The 16199-nt window shown below is 68.2% G+C and carries 18 protein-coding genes; 5 read left to right on the top strand and 13 right to left on the bottom strand.

The features are described 5' to 3' along the window. On the bottom strand, positions 1 to 217 hold a 217-nt coding region (locus tag KDH83_RS14615), incomplete at its 3' end, for a hypothetical protein (RefSeq protein WP_212317000.1). Between KDH83_RS14615 and KDH83_RS14610 the strand changes: the two genes are divergently transcribed. After that, positions 216 to 1514 carry an MFS transporter gene (locus KDH83_RS14610; RefSeq protein ID WP_212316998.1) on the top strand — a complete coding sequence of 433 codons (1299 nt, stop codon included), beginning with the start codon at positions 216 to 218 and terminating at the stop codon, positions 1512 to 1514. The two genes, KDH83_RS14615 and KDH83_RS14610, sit on opposite strands and share 2 nt — an antisense overlap. A gap of 41 nt (positions 1515 to 1555) precedes the next feature. Here KDH83_RS14610 and KDH83_RS14605 read toward each other — a convergent pair whose 3' ends face one another. The 6 genes from KDH83_RS14605 to surE form a co-directional block, all read right to left on the bottom strand. Beyond that, on the bottom strand, positions 1556 to 2308 hold the full coding sequence (locus KDH83_RS14605) for a TorF family putative porin (protein ID WP_212316996.1): 753 nt from the start codon (positions 2306 to 2308) through the stop codon (positions 1556 to 1558). Between the two features lie 419 nt (positions 2309 to 2727). Then, positions 2728 to 3330 carry a hypothetical protein gene (locus KDH83_RS14600; RefSeq protein ID WP_212316994.1) on the bottom strand — a complete coding sequence of 201 codons (603 nt, stop codon included), beginning with the start codon at positions 3328 to 3330 and terminating at the stop codon, positions 2728 to 2730. 248 nt (positions 3331 to 3578) lie between these two features. Beyond that, complete coding sequence (locus KDH83_RS14595) at positions 3579 to 4355, bottom strand: 3'-5' exonuclease (protein WP_103274590.1); 777 nt, start codon at positions 4353 to 4355, stop codon at positions 3579 to 3581. Beyond that, positions 4352 to 5230, bottom strand: a complete 879-nt coding sequence (locus KDH83_RS14590) for a peptidoglycan DD-metalloendopeptidase family protein (RefSeq protein WP_212316992.1) — start codon at positions 5228 to 5230, stop codon at positions 4352 to 4354. Before KDH83_RS14590 ends, KDH83_RS14595 begins: the two co-directional genes overlap by 4 nt. A gap of 17 nt (positions 5231 to 5247) precedes the next feature. Beyond that, a complete protein-coding gene (locus KDH83_RS14585) occupies positions 5248 to 6069 on the bottom strand; it encodes a protein-L-isoaspartate(D-aspartate) O-methyltransferase (RefSeq protein ID WP_249205112.1) in 822 nt (273 codons plus the stop codon). Next, on the bottom strand, positions 6054 to 6812 hold the full coding sequence (gene surE, locus KDH83_RS14580; RefSeq protein ID WP_212316990.1) for a 5'/3'-nucleotidase SurE: 759 nt from the start codon (positions 6810 to 6812) through the stop codon (positions 6054 to 6056). The genes KDH83_RS14585 and surE overlap by 16 nt, the downstream gene beginning before the upstream one ends. A 180-nt stretch (positions 6813 to 6992) precedes the next feature. Here surE and plsY point away from each other — a divergent pair, with 180 nt between their 5' ends. Further along, a complete protein-coding gene (gene plsY, locus KDH83_RS14575; RefSeq protein WP_212316988.1) occupies positions 6993 to 7637 on the top strand; it encodes a glycerol-3-phosphate 1-O-acyltransferase PlsY in 645 nt (214 codons plus the stop codon). A gap of 22 nt (positions 7638 to 7659) precedes the next feature. On the opposite strand, the gene tsaD is transcribed toward plsY, so the two are convergent. Further along, positions 7660 to 8694, bottom strand: coding sequence for a tRNA (adenosine(37)-N6)-threonylcarbamoyltransferase complex transferase subunit TsaD (gene tsaD, locus KDH83_RS14570; protein WP_212316986.1), 1035 nt, complete (start codon positions 8692 to 8694; stop codon positions 7660 to 7662). Between the two features lie 113 nt (positions 8695 to 8807). Between tsaD and KDH83_RS14565 the strand changes: the two genes are divergently transcribed. From KDH83_RS14565 to KDH83_RS14555, 3 genes are all read left to right on the top strand, one after another. Beyond that, a complete protein-coding gene (locus KDH83_RS14565; RefSeq protein ID WP_212316984.1) occupies positions 8808 to 10103 on the top strand; it encodes an NCS2 family permease in 1296 nt (431 codons plus the stop codon). Positions 10104 to 10409: 306 nt separating this feature from the next. Beyond that, positions 10410 to 11432 (top strand): LLM class flavin-dependent oxidoreductase, encoded by a 1023-nt coding sequence (locus KDH83_RS14560; protein ID WP_212316982.1) that lies wholly within the window; start codon positions 10410 to 10412, stop codon positions 11430 to 11432. Positions 11433 to 11603: 171 nt separating this feature from the next. Beyond that, a complete protein-coding gene (locus tag KDH83_RS14555) occupies positions 11604 to 11978 on the top strand; it encodes a thioredoxin family protein (RefSeq protein ID WP_212316980.1) in 375 nt (124 codons plus the stop codon). A gap of 54 nt (positions 11979 to 12032) precedes the next feature. Here the strand turns inward: KDH83_RS14555 and KDH83_RS14550 are convergent, their stop codons facing one another. The 5 genes from KDH83_RS14550 to KDH83_RS14530 all read right to left on the bottom strand — a co-directional run bounded on the left by KDH83_RS14550 (position 12033) and on the right by KDH83_RS14530 (position 16131). Further along, positions 12033 to 12620 (bottom strand): YigZ family protein, encoded by a 588-nt coding sequence (locus tag KDH83_RS14550; RefSeq protein WP_212316978.1) that lies wholly within the window; start codon positions 12618 to 12620, stop codon positions 12033 to 12035. A gap of 43 nt (positions 12621 to 12663) precedes the next feature. Further along, a complete protein-coding gene (locus KDH83_RS14545; protein WP_212316976.1) occupies positions 12664 to 13503 on the bottom strand; it encodes a transporter substrate-binding domain-containing protein in 840 nt (279 codons plus the stop codon). A gap of 10 nt (positions 13504 to 13513) precedes the next feature. Next, the gene (locus KDH83_RS14540) at positions 13514 to 14287 is read right to left on the bottom strand and encodes an ABC transporter permease (RefSeq protein WP_212316974.1); all 774 of its coding nucleotides are present in this window, start codon (positions 14285 to 14287) and stop codon (positions 13514 to 13516) included. Next, the gene (locus KDH83_RS14535; protein WP_212316966.1) at positions 14284 to 15282 is read right to left on the bottom strand and encodes an ABC transporter substrate-binding protein; all 999 of its coding nucleotides are present in this window, start codon (positions 15280 to 15282) and stop codon (positions 14284 to 14286) included. Before KDH83_RS14535 ends, KDH83_RS14540 begins: the two co-directional genes overlap by 4 nt. Positions 15283 to 15360: 78 nt before the next feature. Then, entirely contained in the window at positions 15361 to 16131 is a 771-nt protein-coding gene (locus KDH83_RS14530) for an ABC transporter ATP-binding protein (protein ID WP_212316964.1), read from the bottom strand. Between the last annotated feature and the right edge of the window lie 68 nt (positions 16132 to 16199).

Here is a 16199-nt window from a genome sequence, read left to right as displayed (position 1 = left end):
GTCCATTTGGGCATTTTTTTCCATCCTTCCGTATTCCCGCGCCCATGCCTGTCGCGGCGGGCCCGGAAAGCTGGGAAACGCCGCCCTTCGATAAAAAACTGGAATGGGTGGCGGACAAAATTATTGATTGGATCTTATCGGAGTTGCTGCCCATCATCACCTCGGCAGTACCCGCAGCGCTTGCAGTCATATCCAAAAAAACGGAGACAAGACCCATGCAGCCAACCTCCCCTCCCTCGCGCGAACCGCGCAACCCCATTGCCCGGGTGATCGCCGCCAGCACCGTCGGCACCGCGCTCGAATGGTATGAGTTCTTCCTGTACGGACTGGCGGCCTCGCTGGTCTTCGGCCCGCTGTTCTTCCCCACGGGAGATCCGCTCACCACCACCCTGCTGTCGTTCTCGACTTTCGCCATCGGCTTCATCGCGCGCCCCATCGGCGCCCTGATCGCCGGTCATTATGGCGACAAGGTCGGACGCAAGAACATCCTGACGATCACGCTGCTGGTGATGGGCACCGCATCCTTCCTGATCGGCTGTATCCCGACCTATGCCGCGATCGGCGTCTGGGCGCCGATCCTGCTGTCCGTGATCCGCTTCATCCAGGGCCTGGCGCTGGGCGGGGAATGGGCCGGCGCCGTCCTGTTGATCGCCGAGAACACCGACAGCCGCCATCGCGGTTTCTTCGCCTCGCTGATCCAGTCCAGCTCGCCGCTGGGCAACGTGCTCGCCACGGGCGCGTTCGCCGTCCTCAACCTGACGCTGTCTGACGCAGCCTTCCTGAGCTACGGCTGGCGCATCGCGTTCTGGCTGAGCGCCATCGTCACGCTGCTCGGCCTGTACATCCGCACTCGCATGGCCGAGACGCCCGCCTTCCAGCGCCTGAAGGCCGAGCGGCGCGTCGAGCAGGCGCCCATCGCCACGCTGCTGCGCCTGCATTGGCGCACGGTGCTGTCCTGCATTGGCGTGCGCATCGGCTCGGATACCGCCTGGACCGTGTTCGCCGTGTTTTCCGTGGTCTACATCACGAAGGAACTGGGCCTGCCGCGCCAGTATGCGCTGAACGCTGCCCTGATCGGCGCCGCCATGCAGATCGTCACACACGGACTGGCCGGCGCGCTGTCCGACCGCATCGGCCGTCGCGCTACCGCCACGCTCGGCGTCATCGGCATGGCCGCCTGGCTGTTTGTGTTCTTTCGCATCCTGGACCAGGCCACGCCCTTGTCCGTGATCGTCGCCGTGGCCGGCGGGCTGCTGGCGCACTCGCTGGTCTACGGCCCGATGGCCGCCTGGTTCGTCGAGCTGTTCCCGTCCAATGTCCGCTTTTCGGGCGCGTCGATCAGCCATCAGGTGGCGAGCCTGGCCGGCGGCGCCATCGCTCCGATCATCGCGATCTCCATACTCTCGGCGACAGGCAACACCGCGTATGTCGTGATCTACGTACTTGTCGCGCTGGCGTTGGGGCTGATCGGCGCGGCCACGCTGCCCGAGACTCGGGCCCGCGACCTGGGTTGAACCCGAGGGCGCCGGCCCGCCTGGGCCGGCGCCCGCTCCCCTCAGAAGCTGCGCGCCACCGAGAATACCGCTCCCAAACGTCCCGACGGATGGCCGTACTTGGTCGGCAGCCAGTTGTCCTTGGTCGCGCCCACGGCTGCCAGGCCCAGCACCCAGCCCTTCAGGTCCTTGGTCACGCCCAGCTTGTAGTCCACGTAATGGCTGATGGAATCGCCATTCATGTTGGTCTGGTTCTTGAGCTTCTGGTAGCCCAGGTGCCCGACCAGGCCCCAGCCGTCGCCCAGGTCGAAATTGGCGGTGCCGTCCAGATACCACGTGCCCTTGCTGTCGGGCGTGCTGAAGAAGTCGCCGGGGGTGTAGGAATACTTCAGCGTGTAGTTGGCGTAGGTCGCGGCCAGGTAGAGATCGGTGTTGTTGTAGTTGCCGCCCTTGGGCGAGCTGGACCCCGGGTAGTAATCGTGCAGACCCCCCGCGTCCAGTGTCAGCCCGCCGCCCACTTCCCCCTTCCAGCCGCCGTAGAAGTCCATTTCCAGGTTGCCGTCGGTGTAGACGAAGCTGGACACGTTGGAGTTCCAGTTCCCCAGGTAGAAGCCCGAGCTGTGGTTCAGATCGAAGCCCAGCTGCGCGGCCGGACGGAAGTCGGTCTGCGAATAGCCGCGAAAGCGGTAGTCGCTGACGATGGCGGCGTTGCCGCTGAGCGAGAAGCCGCCGCCCAGATCGGTGGGCTCGGCTTGCGCGACCGCGGCGAAACATGCAGCGAACACGAGGGGCAAGGCTGGCAGCGTCTTCTTCATGGTGCGGAGTCCTGGTCGGATGAAGGGAGTCGGCGGAACGCCTATCGGGCATTTCCGACCGGCCGGCGCGTCGGATCGATGGCGCCGGCCTGCTGCTCTTCAAGCAAGGCCCGTGCCAGGTTTCAATCCGGTGACGCCGCGCTGGCGCCGGGCTGAACACGAGGCAACACGCACCAGAAGCGTGCCGCGCGGGCACGTCCCCGCCCTTCCCGCGCATCAAAATGGGGAATGCGCGCCATGCTGGACCATGACCCCGCTCCATGCCGAGAGCCGAGCCGCCACCCCATGGCAACGGCGCCATGGCAACGGTCCCGGGAGCGCGGCGGTCGCGGGGGCGGAAACAAAGAAGCCCCCGGACGCGGGAGCGTCCGGGGGCCCTGTGGGCAAGGCGGGTCGCGGCTGCGCGCCGCAAGTCTCGCTTAGTTGGCGGCCGGCGCCGTGGCGGGAGCCGGCGCGGCCGTGGGAGCCGGGGCGCCCTTGCCGTGACGTTCCTGCATGCGAGCGTGGCGTTGTTCCATGCGCGCCTGGCGTTCCTTGAGCATGGACGCGACCTGGCTGCGCTGGGCGTCGTTCAGGCTGTCCCAGACGGCCAGCCACTGATCGCGGGCCTGCTTCATCTGGGTGTCGAACTGGCCACGGTTCTGTTCGGACTGCGAGATCAGCGCCCGCGGGTCGAGCTTGCCGCTGTCCAGCTGCGCCTTGAGCAGATCATGACGCTTGGCGCCGGCGGCGCGCATGGCGTCGCGCAGGCCGCGCTGGCTGTCCTGGGCCGTCTTGACCAGGGCTTGCTGCTTGTCATCCAGCTTCAGCTGTTCCAGCTGCTTCTTGGATACGGGCCCCAGGCCGGGGAAATAGACGCCGTCGCGCATGCCCTTGTGGAAGCCGCCGTGGCGGCCTTCGTGCATGGCGCCCGGCGCGCCGCCATCGGCCGGCGGCGCGGCAAGCACGGCGCCCGTCGCGACGGTGCCGGCGACGGCGATGGCAAGAGCAGCCAGATTCGAACGTAGAGCGTAGCGGGACATGGAGGTCTCCTGAAATTGAAGAAAGCGAGGCCATTGTGCGAGCGGCCCGGTTTCAGCCAGGTTTCGCCCGCGTCCCCCTTGTTTCAGTCAATTGCATTGCGCTTTTCGGCATCCCAACCATCGCCAAAAAGCACACGGAACACCCCCCATATGCCGATCGTCCCCGATCGAGGCCGCACGGATCCGGCTTTGCCGGTCCGTAGCGGCGCCCCCTGGAGGGGGAAGCGCGCAGCGCTTCGGGGGTGGACCTACCCTTTCCAGGCGTCCAGGTATTCCTTCCAGTGCGGAGCGTCGCTGGCGGACAGCGTGTCGCGCACCAGGGCGATCTCGGCTTCGTAGGAGACGGGATCGAGTTCGCCGCGCAGAAAGCGAAAGCGCGTGTACACCAGCCAGGTGTTGACCACGTCGGTCTCGCAATAGGCCCGCACCTCGTCGGCGCGGCCCTGGCTCCAGGCTTCCCAGACCTTGCTGCCGTCCATGCCCAGCTTGCCGGGAAAGCCGCAGAGCTTGGCCAGTTCGTCCAGCGGCGCGTTGGCGCGGCCGTTGTACTTGGCCAGCAGGTCCATCAGGTCGGTGTGACGGCTGTGGTAGCGCGAGATGTAGTTGTTGAACTTGAACTCGCGGTCTTCCTCGCCCATGTCCCAGTAGCGCGGCGCGGGCACGCCCAGGATCAGGCTGCGGTAATGCAGCACCGGCAGGTCGAAGCCCGAGCCGTTCCAGCTGACCAGCTTGGGCGTATAGCGCTCGATGGTCTTGAAGAAGCCCGCCAGCAGCGCGGCCTCGGGATCGTCGGGCTGGCCCAGCGTCTTGACGCGGAAACCCTGGTCGTCACGGAACACGCAGCCCACCACGGCGACCTTGTGCAGATGCAGCGGCAGGAAGTCGTGGCCGACGGCCTCGCGGCGCGCCGTCAGCGCGCGCTCGACCACTTCGGCGTCCGGCACGTCTTCGCCCCAGCCGTTGAGCTTGCGCAGCCCGTCGGCGTCGGGGATGGTCTCCAGGTCGAATACCAGCGTCGGCGTCATCGCGCGGGCAGGTATTGCATCGGATCGACGGGCGTGCCCTGGCGGCGGATCTCGAAGTGCAGGCGCGGCGACGTGGCATCGCTCTGGCCGATTTCAGCGATCTTGGCGCCGCGCTTGACGTCCTGGCCGGTCTTGACCAGCAGCGCGCGGTTGTGCGCGTAGGCCGTGATGAAGCCGTTCTGGTGGTTGACGATGATCAGGTTGCCCAGGCCGCGCACGCCGTTGCCGCTGTACATGACCTTGCCGTCGGCCGCCGCGATGACCGGGTCGCCCAGGTTGCCGGCGATGTCGATGCCCTTGGTGTTGTTGTTGAAGCCCTGGGTGATCTGGCCGGTGGCCGGCCAGCCCCAGTTGATGACGCCGGCGTCGGCCGCGCGCGTCGGCTTTTCGGCCGGCGTGGGTGCCGGCGTGGGCGTGGCGGCCGAGGGCGTCGTGGTCGTGGCGCCGCTGTCGGACGGCTGATCAAGCGGGCGCGGCTGCGTCGAGGACGACTTGGCCGAGGCCACCGGCGTGACCTGCGTCGCGCCGCCGGCCGCGGCGCCGCCGCCGGACAGCTTGAGCACCTGGCCCACGGAAATCTGGTTGGGATCGCTGAGGTTGTTCCAGCGCTTGACGTTCTCGACGTCGACGTTGTTAGAACGCGCGATCTTGTAGAGCGTGTCGCCCGGCTTGACGACGTAGCTGCCGCCAGGCTGGGCCGTCGCGGTGGTTTGCTGCCCGCCGGCCATGTCGACCACGGGGGCGCGCTGGCCCTTGGAAGCGCAACCGGCCAGGACGGCCAGGCTGATGGCGCCCACGAGATAAAGCGGACGGCGCAGGCGCGGCATGGGCGCGCCAAAAGCGATATCGGTCAGTTGCAACTGCCCGTTGAGCATACGTTTCTCCTGTTTGCTCAAGATTGTATTCCGGCGCGTAGCGGCACAAAGCGCACGGCCTCTAATTCTGTGCGTTTCCAGCTGGCGGCGCCCGTGCGTTCGATCAGCACGAGGCGCTGGCTGGTGCTGCCCTCGGGGGCGATCAGCCGTCCTCCCGGCGCGAGCTGCAGCAGCAGCGCCTGCGGGATGGCCAGGCCAGCGGCAGCCACAACAATAGCATCGAACGGCGACACGCCGGGCAGGCCCACGGTGCCGTCTCCATAGATCAGCCGGATGCGGGTCGTCAGGCGCAGGGCGCGCAGGTGATTGCGCGCCAACTCGTACAAGCCGCGGATACGTTCGATGCTGTGGACCTCGCGCACGATCTGGGCCAGCACCGCGGCCTGATAGCCGCAGCCGGCCCCCACTTCGAGCACGCGGGTCGGGGCGCGGTCCTCGCAGACCGCCGAGATCATGCGCGCCACCACCCAGGGCTGGGAAATGGTCTGTGAATGGCCGATGGGCAGCGCTGATTCCTCGTAGGCGCGGCTCGCCAGGGCCTCGTCCACGAACAGGTGGCGGGGCACGGCGGCCATGGCGTTGAGCACGCGCTCGTCGCTGATGCCCTGCGCGCGCAGGCGCTGCACCATGGCCTGGCGCAGACGGTCGGAATTCAGGCCCAGGTTGCCGCCGGACGACGGCGCGGGCGCCTGCGGCTGGCGCGGCAGCGCGGCGGCCGAGATGCGCGTGTTGCTGTTGGCGGGCGTGACGCCCGGCGCCAGTCCGGAACCGTAGCCAAGCGGACGCGGCCTGCCCGGCACCGGCTGGGACACGTCGGGCTGGCTTACGCGCTTGCGCATAGCGGCTCCGCCCAGCCGCGGATCTCGTCCAGCTGGCTGTGCTGCGTCAGATCCAGCCGCAGCGGCGTGACCGAGACCAGGCCCTGCTCCACGGCATGGAAGTCCGTGCCCGGCGCCGCGTCGGCCGCAGAGCCGACCGGACCGATCCAGTAGACCGTGTCGCCATAGGGCGTGGTGGTGCGCACCACGGGCTGGGACGGATGGCGCTTGCCCAGGCGGGTCACCTGGAAGCCATGCAGGTCCTCGAAGCGGCGGTTGGGGATATTGACGTTGAGCAGCACCGGCGGCGCCAGCGGCTGCACCAGATGGCGTTCGACCACCTGGCGCGCGGCGCGGGCCGCCGATTCGATGTGTTCCCAACCCTTCTCGGCGAGCGAGAAGGCGATCGCGGGGATGCCGAACAGATAGCCTTCGCTGGCGGCGGCCACGGTGCCCGAATAGAGCGTGTCGTCGCCCATGTTGGCGCCGTTGTTGATGCCCGAGACGACCAGGTCGGGCCGCACGTCCATCAGGCCGGTCAGCGCCACGTGGACGCAGTCGGACGGCGTGCCGTTGACGGCGATGAAGCCGTTCGAGGCCGTGCGCACGGACAGGGGCCGGTTGAGCGTCAGGGAATTCGACGCGCCGCTGTGGTTGGTTTCGGGCGCGACGACGGTGAGTTCGCCCAGTCCCTGCAGCGCCTTGACCAGCGCCTCCAGCCCGGGGGCCGAATAACCATCATCGTTCGAAACCAGAATTCGCATTGTGCATCCGAAAGAAAGTAAAACACGGGTGGACGGAGCCGATTGTACCGTCCGAAGCCGGCCCCGGTTTGTCTGGCCCCTGCGATAACCCGCAACCTGATCCGGCCCCCGTCGCGGTAGAATCCGCAGCCACTATGACAACGCCGGCCCAGACCGGCCGCAACCACGGATTCCTCATTCATGGCGCTTACCGGACCTTCCCTGGCGTTCACCGCCGCCCTCGTCCTGCTGGCCTACCTGATCGGCTCGGTGCCTTTCGCGGTGGTGGTCAGCAAGCTGATGGGCCTGCAGGACCCCCGCAGCTACGGCTCCGGAAACCCCGGCGCGACCAATGTGCTGCGCACCGGCAACAAGACCGCCGCCGCCCTGACCCTGCTGGGCGACGCCGCCAAGGGCTGGTTCGCCGTCTGGCTGGCCGAGCAGCTGGCTCCCGGCATCACGCCGGCGGCGCTGGCCTGCGTGGTGGTCGCCGCCTTCCTGGGCCACCTGTACCCGATCTTCCTGGGTTTCAAGGGCGGCAAGGGCGTCGCCACCGCGCTGGGCGTGCTGGTGGCGATCCAGCCCTGGCTGGCCGTGGCCACCGCCGCCACCTGGCTGATCATCGCGGTGTTCTTCCGCTATTCGTCGCTGGCGGCACTGGTGGCGGCCTTCTTCGCCCCGGTCTACTACGTGTTCGGCTCGGGCCTGGCCTGGTACGCGCAACCGCCGCTGGGCATCGCGCTGGCCATCATCGGCGTGCTGCTGTTCTACCGCCACCGCGCCAACATCACGCGACTGATCCAGGGCACCGAAAGCCGCATCGGCGGCGGCAAGTCCAAGAAATAAGTCCGTTGGGGGGCTTTCCCCCTCAGCCGGCGATATCCGCCAAGTCCCAGCGCGGCTTCACGGTGAAGCTGTGCGCGTCCGGATCCAGCACCGCCAACCCCGCCTTGACCCGCTCCGCCGCCGCGAAGGCGATCATCGCGCCGTTATCGGTGCACAGGTGCAGCGGCGGGAAATAGGCCCGCGCCTTCAGCGGCTTGAGCGCCGCGTCCAGCTTGGCGCGCAGCAGCTGATTGGCGCCCACGCCCCCCGCCACCACCAGCCGGCGCAGGCCGGTCTGCTTGAGCGCGCGGATGGACTTGGCGGCCAATACCTCGACGATCGCGGCCTGGGTGGCCGCCGCCAGGTCGGCGCGCGTCTGCTCGTCCAGCCCGCCGGCCTGCTCGGCCGCCTTCACCCGCGTCAGCACGGCCGTCTTCAGGCCGCTGAAGCTGAAATCCAGGTCGCCGCTGTGCAGCATGGGACGCGGCAGCTCGAAGCGCGTCGCGTCGCCGCTGCCGGCCAGCTTCGATAGCGCCGGACCGCCCGGGTAGCCCAGGCCCATCAGCTTGGCCGATTTGTCGAAGGCCTCGCCGGCCGCGTCGTCCAGCGTCTCGCCCAGCAATTCGTAACGGCCCACGCCGTCGACCCGCATCAACTGGGTATGGCCGCCGGACACCAGCAGGGCCACGAAGGGGAATTCGGGCCGGGGGTCGGCCAGCATGGGCGACAGCAGATGGCCTTCCAGATGGTGGATGCCGATGGCCGGCAGGCGGCGCGACCAGGCCAGCGCCTGCGCCACGCTGGCGCCCACCAGCAGCGCCCCGGCCAGGCCGGGGCCGGCCGTATAGGCCACCGCGCCGACGTCGGCCATGCCGATGCCGGCTTCCTCCAGCACCTGGCGGGTCAGCGGCGTCACGCGCCGGATGTGGTCGCGCGAGGCCAGCTCAGGCACCACGCCCCCGTATTCCTGGTGCATGGCGATCTGGGTGTGCAGGGCGTGCGCCAGCAATCCGCGTTCGGTGCAGACGGCCGCGACGCCGGTTTCATCGCAAGAGCTTTCAAAGCCGAGAATAATCATGGCGGCAGAGTTTACAACTGATGCGAAAATACGCCCGTTTACAAGAACGCGGCGAGGCGTCCACCGCCCTCGCCCGCCCAATCCGCGCACTCACACACTCACTGGGGACCCGTATGCTGGAGAAGCTATTCAAGCTGCGTGAACATGGAACCACCGTCAAGACCGAACTCATCGCCGGCCTGACGACGTTCCTGACGATGTCATACATCATTTTCGTCAACCCGGACATCCTGTCCTCCACCGGCATGGACCGCAGCGCGGTCTTCGTCGCCACCTGCCTAGCCGCGGCGCTGGGCTCGCTGGTGATGGCGCTGATCGCCAACTGGCCGATCGGCATGGCGCCGGGCATGGGCCTGAACGCGTTCTTCGCCTTCACCGTGGTCAAGACCATGGGCTACACCTGGGAACAGGCGCTGGGCGCCGTGTTCATCTCGGGCGTGATCTTCCTGTTCCTGACCTTCTCGGGCATCCGCGTCTGGCTGATCAAGGGCATCCCGCATTCGCTGCGCAGCGCCATCGCCGCCGGCATCGGGCTGTTCCTGGCCATCATCGCCCTCAGCAGCGCCGGCATCGTGGCCGCCCATCCGGCGACCAAGGTCACGCTGGGCAACCTCACCAGCCCCGGCCCGCTGTTCGCCATCCTGGGCTTCTTCATCATCGCGTCGCTGGACGCGCTGCGCGTGCGCGGCGCCATCCTGATCGGCATCCTGGTCGTGACGCTGCTGTCCATGGCGCTGGGCTACAACGAATTCAAGGGCGTGTTCTCGGCCCCGCCCAGCCTGGCGCCCACGCTGTTCAAGCTGGACATCCTGGGCGCGCTGCATTCGGGCTTCGTGCACGTGATCCTGGTGTTCGTGCTGGTCGAGGTGTTCGATGCCACCGGCACGCTGGTGGGCGTGGCCAAGCGCGCCGGCCTGGTGCCGGAAGACCGCCCCAACCGCCTGGGCCGCGCGCTGTTCGCCGACAGCTCGGCCATCGTCGCCGGCTCGATGCTGGGCACCAGCAGCACCACCGCCTATGTGGAAAGCGCCTCGGGCGTGCAGGCCGGCGGCCGCACCGGCCTGACCGCGCTGGTGGTGGCCGTGCTGTTCCTGGCCGCGCTGTTCATCTCGCCGCTGGCCGGCGCCGTGCCGGCCTACGCCACCGCGCCCGCCCTGCTCTACGTGGCCGGCCTGATGATGCGCGAGCTGATCGACATCGACTGGAACGACGTCTGCGAAGCCACGCCGGCCGCGCTGACCGCGCTGATCATGCCCTTCACGTACTCGATCGCCAACGGCATCGCCTTCGGCTTCATCAGCTACGTGGTACTCAAGACCGCCACCGGCAAGGTGCGCGACGTGCATCCGGCCACTTGGCTGGTCGCGCTGCTGTTCGTGATCCGCTACGCCTTCTTCCCGTCGGAATAAAGACCGCGCCGTCCGCCAGGACGGCTCATTCCGGATGTCACCCGCCGCCAGCGCCCCTGCGCTGGCGGCGTCGTTTCCGGGGCATGGCCTGCGTCAATCGCGCCGATTGGCAAAAGCGATCAACCCGCAGGCCGACAAGGTTGCTGCCTGCCGGGCTTGAATTCGTCGATACACTCCCCAAGTATCCCAGCATATGGAGTCCGCCTTGCACCTTGACCACCACCCCGCCCGCCCCGGCGCCTGTACGACAACGGGCGTGATCCGCATCGTCCGCCCGTCTTCGCCCGCGGGCTCGAGGATTGCCCGATGAGCGCGCTGGCCCGCATTCCCTTTTCGATCCTGGACCTGGCCCCCATCGTCCAGGGCCGCGACGCGGCCGACGCCTTCCGCAACACCGTCGCCGTCGCGCAGCAGGCCGAGCGCCTGGGCTACAACCGCTTCTGGCTGGCGGAACACCACAACATCAACGGCGTGGCCAGCAGCGCCACGGCGGTGCTGATCGGCCACGTGGCGGCGCACACCAAGACGCTGCGCGTGGGCTCGGGCGGCGTGATGCTGCCCAACCACGCGCCGCTGATCATCGCCGAGCAGTTCGGCACGCTGGAGACGCTCTACCCCGGCCGCATCGACCTGGGCCTGGGCCGCGCGCCCGGCAGCGACGGCGCCACCCAGCACGCGCTGCGGCGCGGTCCGCGCAGCGGCCTGGAATTCCCGGCGCTGGTTGAAGAGCTGCGCGGCTTCCTGGCGCCCTCGCGTCCGGGACAGCCGGTGCGAGCGATTCCGGGCGAAGGCCTGGACATTCCCATCTGGCTGCTGGGTTCGAGCGACTTCAGCGCCCGCATGGCCGCCGAGCTGGGCCTGCCGTTCTCCTTCGCCGGCCATTTCTCGCCCGAGGGCATGGCCGCGATGCGCCTCTACCGGCATCTGTTCAAGCCGTCCGCCACGCTGTCCAAGCCCTATTCGATGATCGGCGTGCCCGTCATCGCCGCCGAAACGGACGAGGCCGCGCGCTTCCAGGCCACCACGCAGGAACTGAAATTCCTGTCGCTGGTGCGCGGCAACCGGCTGCAGCTGCAGCCTCCGGTCGAGAGCATGGACGGCGTGTGGAACGAATGGGAACGCGCCGCGGTTGAACAACGCCTGGGCGCAGCCATCGTCGGCGGCCCGGACACGGTCAAGCGCAAGCTCGAGGCGCTGGTCGCCAAGACCGAGGCCGATGAAGTCATGATCGTCTCGGACTTCTTCGACATCCGCGACCGGCTGCGTTCCTTCGAAATCGTGGCATCGTTGAAGAACGGCGCCGGACTCTCCACCCGCACCGGAGCCTGAGCGCCCCGGCCCGCGCCCGACAGGACGCCTCACCATTGCGATGCCCGCGTTCCCGGCACTATATTGACAACTCAGCGTCAGGATCACGCATCGCCGGATCGGGCGGGAGTGGCTCGCACAGCCCCGCCCCTCGCATCGCCTTTACTGCCGCCCGCGCGGCAAGGACAGAAAATGAGCATCGTTGAACTCACCAAAGACAGTTTCCAGGACGCCATCACGCCGGACGGCACGCTGATCGTCGACTTCTGGGCGCCCTGGTGCGGCCCCTGCCGCGGCTTCGCCCCCGTGTTCGAGCAGGCCGCCACCGAGCATCCCGACGTGACCTTCGCCAAGGTGAACACCGACGTCGAGCAGGAACTGGCCGGCGCGCTGGGCATCCGCTCCATCCCCACCCTGATGGTGTTCCGCGAAAAGGTGCTGCTGTTCTCGCAGCCGGGCGCCTTGTCGGGCGGCCAGCTCACGGAACTGCTCACCAAGATCAAGGAAGTGGACATGGAAAAGGTCCATCAGGAAATCGCCGCCGCGCAGGACGGCCAGGACGCCTGAGCCGGGCGCGCCCGCACGCAAAAAGCAAAGCCCCTTGCCGGGGCTTTGCTTTTTTCAGGACAGGATTTCCCAGGCTGATCGCCCGCGCGTGATGTTGGCGGCCGTCACTTCCAGCTCGGCGACGACGGCGCGCGGCGCGGTGAAGCGCAGCGCCACGCCGTCGGCGCCATAGTCTTCATGCAGCATGACTGCGCCGGCGCCCGCCAGCCGCGACTTCAGCAAGGGCAGCTCGGCGAAGCCACACTGGCAACCGACCGTGGCCAGATCGACGATCTCGGTCCGTTCGCCTGCCCGCAGGCAGTTGGCGGCGCAGCCGCCATAGGCGCGCACGAGCCCGCCCGCGCCCAGCTTCACGCCGCCGAACCAGCGCACCACCAGCACCGCCACCCGGTCCATGCCCTGCCCTTCGATCGCCTGCAGGATCGGCCGGCCCGCCGTCCCGCCCGGCTCGCCATCATCGTTGTAGCGGTATTCCTGGCCGATCTTGTAGGCCCAGCAATTGTGCGTGGCCTCGGGATCGCTTTTCTCGGCGAAGAAGCGCATCGCCTCGTCCACCGTGGACACGGGCGCGGCAAAGGCGGCGAAGCGGCTTTTCTTGATGTCTTCCTGGTGCGCGCAGGGCGCGGTCAGCGTGTGGCTCATAGCCGGGCATTGTAAGTGCTGCGGCCCGCGGCGGCGCCCACCTCTAGCCGTGGCAGTCCGGCACTTCCTGGTCCAGGTACACATCGAACGCGACGTCGCGCGCCCACTTGGCAGCCAGCGCCTTCCAGGCGCCGGCGCGGTCCCAGGCGCGCATTTCGGCGGCCAGCCAGGCGCGGTCGGCCGGCGCCGCGGCGGACACCAGCCACGCCCGTTCGGCGCGCGCGCCGTCGGCGGCCAGCGTGGACGAGAATTTCTTCCACTCGGGAAAACGCATCAGCGGCTCCCACAGCGCGTCGTCGATCAGGCCCACGTCGCAATCGCCCTCGCGCACCGCCACCAGCGCATCGGAAGGCACGCGATAGGTGCGCACCTCGGCGCCCCAGGCGCGCGCCTGCGTCTGGGCAGCTGTCGCGGCCTGCGCCATGCACACGCGGCGGCCGCGCGTGTCGGCGCCCTTGCGCATGCTGGTGTCGCTGCGGATGACGGCCTTGGGACGAACGGCATAGCCCGTGCCTTGCCAGGCCAGTTGCGCGCCCGGAACGGCGGCGGCGGCCTCGACGTTTGCGCGCTCGCCCAGCACCAGATCCACCTGTCCCGAGGTCAGCGCGGGGCCGGCTTCTTCCGCGGTCAACTCGCGCAGGCTGAATGGCAGGCCCAGGCTCTGGGCCAGCTTCTCGGCGGCCGCCACGTCCAGCCCGTCGGGCGTGCGGATCTTGGCGCCGGCCACCGGCGGCGGCGCCACGTAGGGCAAACCGATGAACAGTTCGCCGCGCGCGCGCGCCGCGGCGAAGGGCTCCGGCGGCGCGGACGGCGCTGCGCCGGCCAGCGGCAGGCAGATTGCCGCCGCCAGGGCCAGGAGGACGCCGATCCGTTTACGCAGCATGATGCGCGCCTTATACGTACTGGTAACGCAGCAGGCGGTGCTTGAGGTTCTCGAGCACGAACTGGTCGATCAGCGCGGCCAGCACGGCGATGACCAGGATGTTGGTCATCACGCCGGTCATGTCCGCGATCTCGCCCGAATACGCCAGCGAGCGGCCCAGGCCCTTGCCGAAGCCGATCAGCATCTCGGCCGAGATCAGCGCCCGCCATGCGTTGCCAAAGGCCAGTTGCGCGCCGGTGATGAGTTCGGGCATGACCGCCGGCAGATAGACCCGCTTGACCAGCCCCCAGCGCGTGGCGCCCATGACGCGCGCCGCCGACACATGCACGCGCTGCACCGATTCGGTGGCGTTCATCACGCTCAGCGCGGCCGGGAAGAACGCCGACAGCGCCACCACCACGATGATGGGCGCACTGCCGAACCCCATGACGATCAGGAACAGCGGCACCCAGGCGATCGACGGAATCGACTGCAGGATGACAATGGCGCTGCGCAGCACCTCGCGGAAGAAGAACAGCACCGCCGCCACCAGGCCGAAGCCGATGCCGGCCGCCAGCGCCAGGCCATAGCCGGCGCCGAGCCGGCCCAGCGTGCCCAGCAGGCTCTGATGGAAGGATTCCTTGCCCAGGTCCTCGAACAGGCGCGCCAGCACGGCCGGCACGCCCGGCATCAGGAAGTCAGGCAGGGCCAGCGCCGCGGCCTGCCACAGCGCGAGGATGAATACGACGCCCAAGGCGCCCGCCAGATGCTTGCGGGCGCCGGTCACGCGAGTGGAAGCGCTCAAAGCTTGCGAGCCTCTTGCCAGGACAGGTCGACGATGCTGGACACGTCATACGGCTTGCCGTCGCGCGTCTTGAGCGAACCCTGGGCCTGCAGGATATCGGCGATCTCCTGCATGCGGCGCGTGTCCTTGTCGGTCAGCTTGGGCGTGAACACCTGGGTGCTGATGGCCTCGGCGATCACCGTCTCGCGCGGCAGCTCGCCGCGCGTCAGGGTCTTGAGCGTCGGCTCGGCGATGAAGTAGGACGCAATCAGCTTGGACGCCTGGGCCGGCTGTTTCTGCAGCAGGTCGATGGCCTGGTTCTGCGCGTCCAACGCCTTCCAGACATCGTCCTTGCGCTTGGCCAGCGTCTCGCCGGAAGTGATCACCACCATGCACGGGAACGGCCAGGCCTGGCCCACTTCGTAGATCTGCTTGACCGGCGCCACCAGCTGGGCGATGCGGTCGTAGGGTTCGAACAGGAAGGCCGCGTCCACGCGCTTGCCCACCAGCGACTGCACCGCCACGGCCGGGCTCACGCCCATGACATTGACGTCGTCGGGCGTCAGCTTGCCCTCTTTCAGGACCACGCCCTTGAGCACCACGTCTGCGGTGCTGCCCTCGGCCTGCGAGGCCAGCGTCTTGCCCTTCAGGCCGGCGATGTCCTTGATGCCGGAATCGTCGCGCACGATCAGCGAGTGATAGCCCTGCTGCGCGCCGCCCACCACCTTCAGGTCCGCGCCCTTGGAGGCCCAGGCCACCGCGTTGGTGAAGCCCAGCACGCCGATGTCCAGCTGGCCGCCGACGATGGCCTTGATCAGGTCGGTGCCCGACTTGAATTCGATCAGCTCGGAATCCAGGCCGGCCTTCTTGTAGTAACCGCCCTCCTGGGCCACGATGGCCTGCGCGTCGTCCATCACGCGCAGATAGCCGACGCGGAATTTCTCGGCCGCCATCGCGGGGGCCGCTGCCAGCAGCGCCGCGGCCAGCGGCAGGGACAGCCATTGCTTGAGTTTCATGGAGTGCTCCAGGGATTTCGATTCAGGCGCGGCCCCGCTTGGTGGACCGCGTATGGGAAGAATTGCGGGCGGCGCGCCTCAGGCGGCCAGCGCCATGTCGGCATGCGCGTTGGCCCCGCCCACCGAGATGCCCAGCAGCCGCAGGATCTCGCGCTTCTCGTCGGCCAGGTCGGACAGGTCGTGGCTCTTGGCGCGATGCGCCAGGTTGAACTCGCGCAGCACGCGCGCCGGGCGGGCGCTGAACACCACGATGCGGTCGGCCAGGAACAGCGCCTCGTCCACGTCGTGCGTGACCAGCAGCACCGTGGGGCGTTCCTGCGCGATCAGCTGGCGCAGCACATCCTGCAGGCTCAGGCGGGTCAGCGCATCCAGCGCGCCGAAGGGTTCGTCCATCAGCATGGTCTGCGGCTGGGCGATGAAGGCGCGGGCCAGCGCGGCGCGCTGGCGCATGCCGCCGGATACCTGATGCGGGTAGTACTTCTCGAAGCCGCCCAGGCCGACGCGGGCCAGCCAGTCGCGCGCACCGTCCCGCGCGCGGGCCTTGGGGACGTTCTGGAATTCCAGCGCCAGCGCCACGTTGTCCTGCAGGGTCAGCCAGGGGTACAGCGCATGTTCCTGGAACACCAGGGTGCGGCTGGGATGCGGACCGGCCACCGGCTTGCCGTCGGCCAGCACCTGGCCCTGCGTGGGCGCTTCCAGGCCAGCGGCCAGATGAAGCAGCGTGGACTTGCCGCAGCCCGACGGGCCGACCAGCGCGACCAGTTCGCCGGTCTTGAATTCGCTGCTGAAGCCCTCCACGACGGGCAGGTCGCCGAATTGCTTGTGGACGTGGTCGAAGGTCAGGTTCATGGAACGAATCGTGGGCGCGCGTTGGGACGGAGCCTAATCTAACAATTCGTTATATGAATCCAAACTAG

Origin of the sequence: Achromobacter sp. Marseille-Q0513 (genome assembly GCF_018195695.1) — a bacterium.
Classification (GTDB): Bacteria; Pseudomonadota; Gammaproteobacteria; order Burkholderiales; family Burkholderiaceae_B; genus Achromobacter.
Note: the sequence above shows the minus strand (reverse complement) of the source record. Positions and strands in the feature narration are given on the sequence as shown.

Coding starts and splice junctions, on each gene's coding strand:
- KDH83_RS14530 (WP_212316964.1), bottom strand. CDS start 16,131: ATGAACCTGACCTTCGACCACGTCCACAAGCAATTCGGCGACCTGCCC.
- KDH83_RS14560 (WP_212316982.1), top strand. CDS start 10,410: ATGAGCGCGCTGGCCCGCATTCCCTTTTCGATCCTGGACCTGGCCCCC.
- tsaD (WP_212316986.1), bottom strand. CDS start 8,694: ATGATTATTCTCGGCTTTGAAAGCTCTTGCGATGAAACCGGCGTCGCG.
- KDH83_RS14565 (WP_212316984.1), top strand. CDS start 8,808: ATGCTGGAGAAGCTATTCAAGCTGCGTGAACATGGAACCACCGTCAAG.
- KDH83_RS14600 (WP_212316994.1), bottom strand. CDS start 3,330: ATGTCCCGCTACGCTCTACGTTCGAATCTGGCTGCTCTTGCCATCGCC.
- KDH83_RS14610 (WP_212316998.1), top strand. CDS start 216: ATGCAGCCAACCTCCCCTCCCTCGCGCGAACCGCGCAACCCCATTGCC.
- plsY (WP_212316988.1), top strand. CDS start 6,993: ATGGCGCTTACCGGACCTTCCCTGGCGTTCACCGCCGCCCTCGTCCTG.
- KDH83_RS14545 (WP_212316976.1), bottom strand. CDS start 13,503: ATGCTGCGTAAACGGATCGGCGTCCTCCTGGCCCTGGCGGCGGCAATC.
- KDH83_RS14605 (WP_212316996.1), bottom strand. CDS start 2,308: ATGAAGAAGACGCTGCCAGCCTTGCCCCTCGTGTTCGCTGCATGTTTC.
- KDH83_RS14535 (WP_212316966.1), bottom strand. CDS start 15,282: ATGAAACTCAAGCAATGGCTGTCCCTGCCGCTGGCCGCGGCGCTGCTG.
- KDH83_RS14595 (WP_103274590.1), bottom strand. CDS start 4,355: ATGACGCCGACGCTGGTATTCGACCTGGAGACCATCCCCGACGCCGAC.
- KDH83_RS14550 (WP_212316978.1), bottom strand. CDS start 12,620: ATGAGCCACACGCTGACCGCGCCCTGCGCGCACCAGGAAGACATCAAG.
- surE (WP_212316990.1), bottom strand. CDS start 6,812: ATGCGAATTCTGGTTTCGAACGATGATGGTTATTCGGCCCCCGGGCTG.
- KDH83_RS14590 (WP_212316992.1), bottom strand. CDS start 5,230: ATGCTCAACGGGCAGTTGCAACTGACCGATATCGCTTTTGGCGCGCCC.
- KDH83_RS14555 (WP_212316980.1), top strand. CDS start 11,604: ATGAGCATCGTTGAACTCACCAAAGACAGTTTCCAGGACGCCATCACG.
- KDH83_RS14585 (WP_249205112.1), bottom strand. CDS start 6,069: ATGCGCAAGCGCGTAAGCCAGCCCGACGTGTCCCAGCCGGTGCCGGGC.